Origin of the sequence: Rhodopirellula maiorica SM1, assembly GCF_000346295.1 — a bacterium.
GTDB classification, from domain to species: Bacteria; Planctomycetota; Planctomycetia; order Pirellulales; family Pirellulaceae; genus Novipirellula; species Novipirellula maiorica.
Window position 1 is genome coordinate 1 of the sequence record NZ_ANOG01000356.1, and the last position, 7,544, is coordinate 7,544.

General features: G+C 56.0%; 5 protein-coding genes. 1 reads left to right on the forward strand and 4 read right to left on the reverse strand.

Annotated features, from left to right (window positions below; all coding sequences use genetic code 11):
* Positions 1 to 1,400, forward strand: a 1,400-nt coding sequence (locus RMSM_RS40880; protein ID WP_040765786.1) for an ATP-binding protein, incomplete at its 5' end; no start/stop codon positions are given.
* Between the two features lie 140 nt (positions 1,401 to 1,540).
* Here RMSM_RS40880 and RMSM_RS36745 read toward each other — a convergent pair.
* The 4 genes from RMSM_RS36745 to RMSM_RS11430 form a co-directional block, all read right to left on the reverse strand.
* Positions 1,541 to 2,800, reverse strand: a complete 1,260-nt coding sequence (locus tag RMSM_RS36745; RefSeq protein ID WP_008695687.1) for a DsrE family protein — start codon at positions 2,798 to 2,800, stop codon at positions 1,541 to 1,543.
* Positions 2,801 to 3,898: 1,098 nt separating this feature from the next.
* The gene (locus RMSM_RS11420) at positions 3,899 to 5,368 is read right to left on the reverse strand and encodes a sulfatase family protein (protein ID WP_236622097.1); all 1,470 of its coding nucleotides are present in this window, start codon (positions 5,366 to 5,368) and stop codon (positions 3,899 to 3,901) included.
* Between the two features lie 334 nt (positions 5,369 to 5,702).
* Positions 5,703 to 6,821, reverse strand: a complete 1,119-nt coding sequence (locus RMSM_RS11425) for a sulfite exporter TauE/SafE family protein (protein WP_236622098.1) — start codon at positions 6,819 to 6,821, stop codon at positions 5,703 to 5,705.
* Complete coding sequence (locus tag RMSM_RS11430; RefSeq protein ID WP_008695694.1) at positions 6,811 to 7,317, reverse strand: MarR family winged helix-turn-helix transcriptional regulator; 507 nt, start codon at positions 7,315 to 7,317, stop codon at positions 6,811 to 6,813. Before RMSM_RS11430 ends, RMSM_RS11425 begins: the two co-directional genes overlap by 11 nt.
* Positions 7,318 to 7,544: the final 227 nt, after the last annotated feature.

Consider the following 7,544-nt stretch of genomic DNA (forward strand, 5'->3'; position numbering starts at 1 on the left):
GAGTATCATCATCGGATCGCCAACGTGATCTCCGCCGATTTCCGAACCGATGGATCAGCGTCCGGAAGTATTGGCGTCCCACTTTCACGCGAGCCGGTTTGGACCAACAGGCGGCGCAGTGGTGGGAGGTCGCCGGGGCATCTGCCGTTGCCAGCGGGGCGTTTCTGGAAGCAATCGAGCACTTAAAAGCAGGCTTGTCGCTAGTCGAGCGTTTGCCGGAATCGAGTTCACGAGACGCGTTGGAACTGAAGATCAATATCTCGCTGGGCATCGCGATCCTTTCGATCATGGGATATGCTTCGCCTGATTTGGAATCGATCTACGACCGGCGCGCCGTGCTCTGCCAGAAATTGGGCGATCCGATGGCACAGCTGCACGCATTGTGGGCCAAGGGGTCGTGGCGAATCGTCAGTGACGATGTGGTGCCCTGCATTGAAATAGGCCAATCGATGATGCCCATGGCGGAACAGATCGATGACGATGGAGCTCGCACCGAGGCGTTGTTCATCGATGCAATTGGACGATATTATCATGCCGAGTTTGCTGCGTCGCTGCAGTCCACGCAGAAGGGAATGCAACTGTTTGATGCTGACAAAGCGATCTATCATCTCCGTCGTACTGGTCAACACGCTGGCGTTGCGCATCTGTGTTATCTGGCGCTGAATCAGTGGCATTTGGGGCAGCCGAATTCAGCAATGGCGTCGATGCGTCAAGGCTTGGAAATGGCCGAAACCTTGGATCATCCCTTTAGCGTTGCGTTTGCACTGCACCATCATTCGTGGCTGTCCGTTTCGATGGGACGCGGCGACGAGGCGGTGAAGATGGCGGACCGACAAATCGAAGTTTCGCAGCAACAAGCGTTCTTCTTCTGGGAAACCACCGCGATGTTGTATCGTGCGGGCGGATTGCTCTGCACCGGCGACACGCAGGCCGCAAATGAAGTGTTGGATGAAGCGATCACGCGTTACCAAGGCACCGGTGCTCGGCTGGCGACGCCGCTGTACATGAGCTATGTGGCGTCTGCCAAACGTCAAATCGGTGACCTCGCTGCAGCGGAACATGCGGTACATCGTGGTCTGGATGCCGCCAACACCTTTGCAGACCGTTTCGCGTTGCCGGAACTGTGGCGTCAAAAAGCACGTTTGGCACAGTCACAAAAAGATCGCGGCGGAGTCGCGGAATCGTTGTTGAATTCGGTCGATGTTTCTCGAGACCATCAAGCTATCACGGACGAGCTCGCCTCCTGGCTGCACATTCAGCGTTGGTTGCAGCAATCCGGCCTCGAAGTCATCGGCAACCTAGACCAGCAGTCGTATTCGGTCGAAGAGGTGCAAGAAACAATCAACAGATTGCGAGCCCAAATCCAACCCGCTGACTTTGACATCCCAACGCTAACGTAAAAGAGTCCTGACACCTTTTTGTGCAGGTGGCATCTATTGGTGCTCGGCGATGGCCGCTTCATTATTGGGTAAATCGATCCCGTATCAGACGCACAATTCGCCTTCATTGAAAACGGTGGCCTGATCGCTTGGATTGAAGATTACTCGTTGGTTTCCTTTGGGAAATTTGGCAAAGTGTACGGAGTGTGGATCTCTTCCATGCCATTCTTGATGAACCGGCTGACCAACTTTGCGTGCTCTTGAACCAACATCACCACGTAGGGATCATCGGATTGGTATTTAACCTTCATCCCCTTTTCCGTTTCTTCATAGGACAGCGTGTAGTCGTCGGCGTGTTTGATCAGTTCGACAAAGATCGGGTGAAACGTCATCGGAGGCAAAGGATTGTCGCCAAGCACTCGGTCTTCCATTGCCGGCACATGTTCTTTCAACATCGTCGCGATCGCTTGATCATCTGACTCCGTCACCGCCTCGGCCCCATCGGGCAGATTCGTAACGGTTCGATTGATCTTGTCGCGATCGGCAAACATCGCATGCAAAGTCGTCATGTCGCCTTGCATGCCTTGCCTTGCCCCTATTCCTCGCCCCGCACCAGGACCGTGTCCCATTGCGGCGCCCGGCACAGATTCTTGAGTGTGATCTTCTTCGGCGAGAGTGTTTACGTCTTTTGCAACCATCGCCTGCGGATCAAGCGATGGTGTCGACGACGCATGGGTGATTGGGACGTAGGCGAAACCGTCCGCTTGCAGGTTGACAACGGCGGTCAGTGCCGACACAGCAGTTTTAACAAAGTCTGCGACGTCATCGGGTGTCGCGCCCTTGGCGATCAAGGTCTGACCACAGACGTAAAACTCAACACCGGCACCATGCAATTCTCGTAGAAGCTTCAAGTTGGGATTGCCTTCCGTTTTGAACTTCGCAGCATAAGCATCTGCGTTTAAGACCGCCAAGGTTGCATCACCGTGAACGACAACCGCGATTTCCACGTCGACTGGATCCGCTCCACCTCCGGCGTAGATGTTGACATATTTAGCAACTTTTTCGAATCCCGCATTCAGCTTGCCTGTTCCATTACCGCTTGTCAGATCGACCAAGAATTTCGTCGCGGCGCGAGGTTGCTGAGCCGCATCCGGCAAACGCACAACCCCGCCGTGATCGGCAATCACCGGATAGGCAAGCTCGTGGGACCCACCCTTTTTTTCGTTGGCAGCCGCTTGATGCCTCAGCCCCCGGCCTTGCCCCAAGCGGCGTCCGCGACCGCCGCCAAAACCGGCGCCTCGGCCGCCACCCAACCCCATCCCACGTCGCTGCCCAGGTGGATCTTGCGCGGGTGCGGATGCGGGCGTGATCGCGAGTACGCCAAAAAACAACACAGTAAACAACGTCATGGGGTGATTCATAAGACAGCTCCGTTGGGATGATTGCGGAAATCTAATTGTTAACGTTGGTGGCTAGAACCAACATGGACCGAAGCGTGAATCACCGTTAGCCGATTGGGCGCTAGCCCCGGTTGAATGTCGGAACCGTGGCTAGCGGGCTGTTGAGTGAATCAAGTTTCCTGTGGCAAAGGTGGCTGATGGACTAACTTGTCCGTCATTTTCGACGGACTAGGAAGTCCGTCGTACGACTAAATCAAGAGCCTGCTAGCGCCCAACAGACGGAAAGACTCCTGCCTCGCTGCTTCAAGTTCTGACATCTGCTGGATCGATACACTCAATATATCGCTACCTTACGACATGTCAACGGTTTCATTTTTTCCTTTCATTCGATCAAGTCGCGGCGACATCCTTGCCGCTTCCACCCGCGATGCTCCCCTAGTGTGCTTCGATTGCCGGTGTGCTTCGGTCATGCCGGTGTGCTTCGGTCATGCGGTGTGCTTCGGTCATGCGGTGTGCTTCGGTCGTGCGTGGAGCAATTCGTGAAGCAATTGCCATACCCAATACTGTGCCCTTCGCTCTCGCCGTAAAGAACGCCTCGAAAATCCGCAGGTGTATTCGACGGACTTGGAAGTCCGTCGTACGACTAAATCAACAGCCCGCTTGCGGCAAAGCGGCTAATATACGGAAAGACGTTTGGCTAGCTGCGTAACGTGCACCATGACGCACACCGCGCGCCCACTGCCATCTACTTTGGTAGCGGCACGGCGCGAGCCGTCCGGTTGAGGCGAGTAAAACGTTCGGTTTAGACAGGGCGAGGCCCCGCGCCGCACCGCTACAAACGCCACCCGTTTGGTGCCAAAGTAGATGGCAACGGTCGCACACCGGGCGCGCCATTGACATTGGATTGGTGCCACGACAGCGGTGTGCATACCGGATCGCTGCATGCGGCCAAGGAAGTCGCAAACAGATTGCGAAACACCCGCTCGCACCGGACTGTGTCTACACAAGTACGCCAGATCGATGTCGCCGGTTTCGTCAACAAACTCTGTGTCGCGGCGCATATGTGATACCACACAATTCGCCCAGGCTTGACGTCAAACTTCTGCGTGTTTGCCTCGTCTAACGAACGTCGGCGTAATCGTCTCCGTTGAGACTGCGGACCACCGAGCGCATCCAAGCGTCCAATTCCTGCTGCATACGAGTCAGCCGCGCCTGTTGCTCGGGTTCATCGGAACGATCGGTTGTTTCCAATGGATCATCCGCTAAATGATAGAGTTCGTATTTGTTGCCGTTCATTCGGTGCAGCTTCCACGGCCAATCGGTCCATGCTGCATGACCGGTGGCGACGTCTTCGGAGAAATGGGGGAATTCGTCGACGTCTTTGCGGATCCGCGGTTCGTCGTGCGGCAACGCCGCGCCGGCTTGCTGCTTTTCCATGATCGCTTTCAGGATGCGGTCGCTCCAAGTGGACTGTCCCGGCTGGAATAGGTGCCAGAACCCCATTGGCTTGCTGCGTTCGTCGGCCTGCCCCGCAATAATGTCACGGATGTCCGTGCCATCAATGGGGTGCGGAGGCGGCGACGAAATCCCGGCCATTGCTAACAACGTGGGATAGATGTCACAGGTCCAGGCTGGCACCGACGTTCGGCCTCTGAGTTTTCGAGCGGGCCACTGGATGATCGAAGGGATTCGCAACCCGCCTTCGTAAATGCTTCCCTTTCGCTGGCGACCACCGGACGTGGCTTCGTTCAGTCCGCCGTTGTCGCTGCAATACCAGAGGATTGTGTTCTCGGCGATGTCCATACTCTTCAGCTCCCGCCGCAATCGTCCAAGCTGCTGATCCAGCAAGGTGATCTCGCGATAGTAGCCGGCCATTTTTTCGCCGCGATAAAGCGGAGGACCTTCCGGGACTTCCTGGTGAGGATCGTGGGGCGAGGGGAACCAAATGACCGTGAACATCGGACGATCACCGTTTTGATGCTGATGCAGAAATTCGAGAGCATCATCCATCGCGAGGACCGTGCCTTTGCCGTCGCGGTGTTCGATCCTGCCATTGCGGCTCAGATACGGATCGTTGTCAAAGAAATTGAGCCCAATCACCCATTCGTCGAATCCCATCCCGCTGGGGTTACAGGGAGAATCAGGTTGCCCCGACCCCAAATGGACTTTGCCAAAGATTCCCGTTACGTACCCTGCAGCCTTTAGTGATTCGGCGATCGTTTGCTCCTCAGGCCGCATGTAGCGGCCGTGGTTGGTGACCTTGGTTCGTATCGGAGAACGTCCGGTCATCACGCTGGCGCGGGTTGGCGAACACACGGGTGCGGCGGCGTAGAAGCGATCGAACACGAAACCATCGTTGGCCATCGCGTCGAGTTCAGGTGTCTGTACGAATGGGTGCCCATTGTAACCGACGTCCCCCCACCCCTGATCGTCCGCCATGACCAGGATGATGTTTGGCCGCGGTTCGTTTTCATTGCCAGGTTGCGATTCGTCAGCCCACAACCATTGACCAGGCAAGAACGGTACAGACGACAATAGAAAGAATAAGCCAATCAGGCATCGCTTCGTAGTGATCATGGGTGCTTTCATCAAACAAGTTTCTTGACCGAGTTCGTCATAGTCTACAGACTAGCGATGGCAGGTGTTAGCGGTTTTAGTCCCCAAGAGACGACGGGATGTCGCCATTGGTCTAACGTGATCCCGTAGTGGAATTCGCCAGAATTCCTGGAGTGGCCGTCGAAGACCCAGGAACTCTGGCGACTCCCACTACGACGCAAGATTCCCGTAGTGGAATTCGCCAGAATTCCTAAAGTAGGCGTCGAAGCTTCGGGGAACTCTGGCGAGTCCCACTACGAGAGTTGATGACAGGGAGCTAACGCCTGGCTGCAACGTTGTGAGGCATTCATTGCATCGCCATCGCTGGCTATGTCTCTTCGCCACCGATTTCGACGACGGCGGGCTGCAACGCTTCGGCCAGCGGTTCACCGATGGCGCTCTCGCCGCGTCCCCAGTGGTACAGCAGATGAAAACCAGCGTTCACGGTCAGCACCGCCGCAACAGCTCCTAACAACGCCAAGCCTGAGACCTGCTCTTGTACGATCGTCCAGACGAATTGCAGGATACATAGTGTCGAGACGAGGATCAGCGTCGGTTTTCGCGAGATTAAATTGACCACAATGGCACCAAACGGAGCTCCTAGCGCGACGACCGGAGCGGCCGCTAACCAATTCGCGAAGACCTCGGGGTCCATGGGATACAGCCCAGGATGGATCCTCGACAGCACGACGTTCGAGGCGATCCCGACCACTGATGCAAACGCCATCAGCACCACCGACGTCGGTATGGAAATTTTCAAATCGGCTCGATACAGCAACACCAAGATCGCGTACACGATCATGTCGATTCCCACTCCGGTGATCGACGACACCACGCCGCCGGTAACACCAATGGCCAGTCCGATGGGACGGTCCCAAGCACGCCAACGCTCGCTTTCTCCTTTCGCATTGACCAGTTCGTTTAACTTCATCAGGTGCATGATTCCAAAACTGCACCAGACGACTGCAAACGTCAACTTCACCCACAGATCGGGGACAAACGGAGCCACAAACGCCGCTCCCAGCGGAGTCCCAACCAATGTCCCCAACAGAGCCGGTCGCATCAAGCCACGGTCAAGTGGACGGCGGGCCGAGAAGATGTAGATCGACGCCGACACCATTCCGATCGACTGTACGGCCAGCCCAAAGTTTCGCCCCAATGAGCCAGGTAATTCAAAAAACAGCACCAGAACCGGAAATCCAATCGAGCCGCCGCCCATCGGCGTTGAACCGGCGATGTAGGAACCAAACGACATCGCCAACGCGATCGGCCAGTGCGACTGCACCGTTTGCCAGTGATCGCCGGCAATCACGATCAGCAGCCAGATCGCATAAAACGCCATCAGCCATAGCCCAAACGGCCACATCCGCAGCAACGAATCTCGCGAGGTCATTGAATTTGTCCGCTCCGCGTCTCCCTTCCCCAGCCCCAGCGTGTCATTGGGCATTCGCCGCACTCCCGTTTGTATCCAACCAGTCGCAAGTCGTGTCTTCGTGTGGCTTGCGGGCCAACTTCAACAATTTGACCAACTGCTTCTGCTGGTTAGGACTCAAGTGGCCGAGTTGCCGCTGGTGCATCTCCAGCACCGCCGTACTCATTTTGCTCAGCAGTTGCTGTCCCGCATCCGTGATAAAAACTTCGACCACGCGACGGTTCTCAGCCATTCTCGCCCGCGATATCAAACCGCGTTTTTGCAAACGATCCAGCAGTCGCGTCATGTCGGGCATTCGGGAAATCGATTGGCGAGCGATTTCCATTGTTTGCATCCCGGCCGGAGCGACGACGCTTAGTAGTCGCAAGGCGTTGTACTGCTGAGCCGACAGCTCGTATTGGCCAAACAAATCGTCTTCGATCGCGCGAAGCCGGTCATAGCTCCGCCACAAGTGCAGATAAACCTCTTGGGCGGGCGAATCGACAGTCGGTCGTGGCAGCTGGGTCTTCATGGCCGTGAATAATACTTGTTGGAACAAGTGTTGTCAAAACGAATTATATGCTTCGAGCTGTTTGAGCCTCGAGACACCGTTCTGGCCGCTTCCCTTCGACGAATCCGAACGGGACAAGTCAACGGATCGTTGATTTATTGAGCCGCGACGCGTCAGAGAGCGTCCGGCTTAGGCCGGAGGCCGACACAATGACTGATGTAAATGTGTCGGCCTCCGGCCTTGGATTT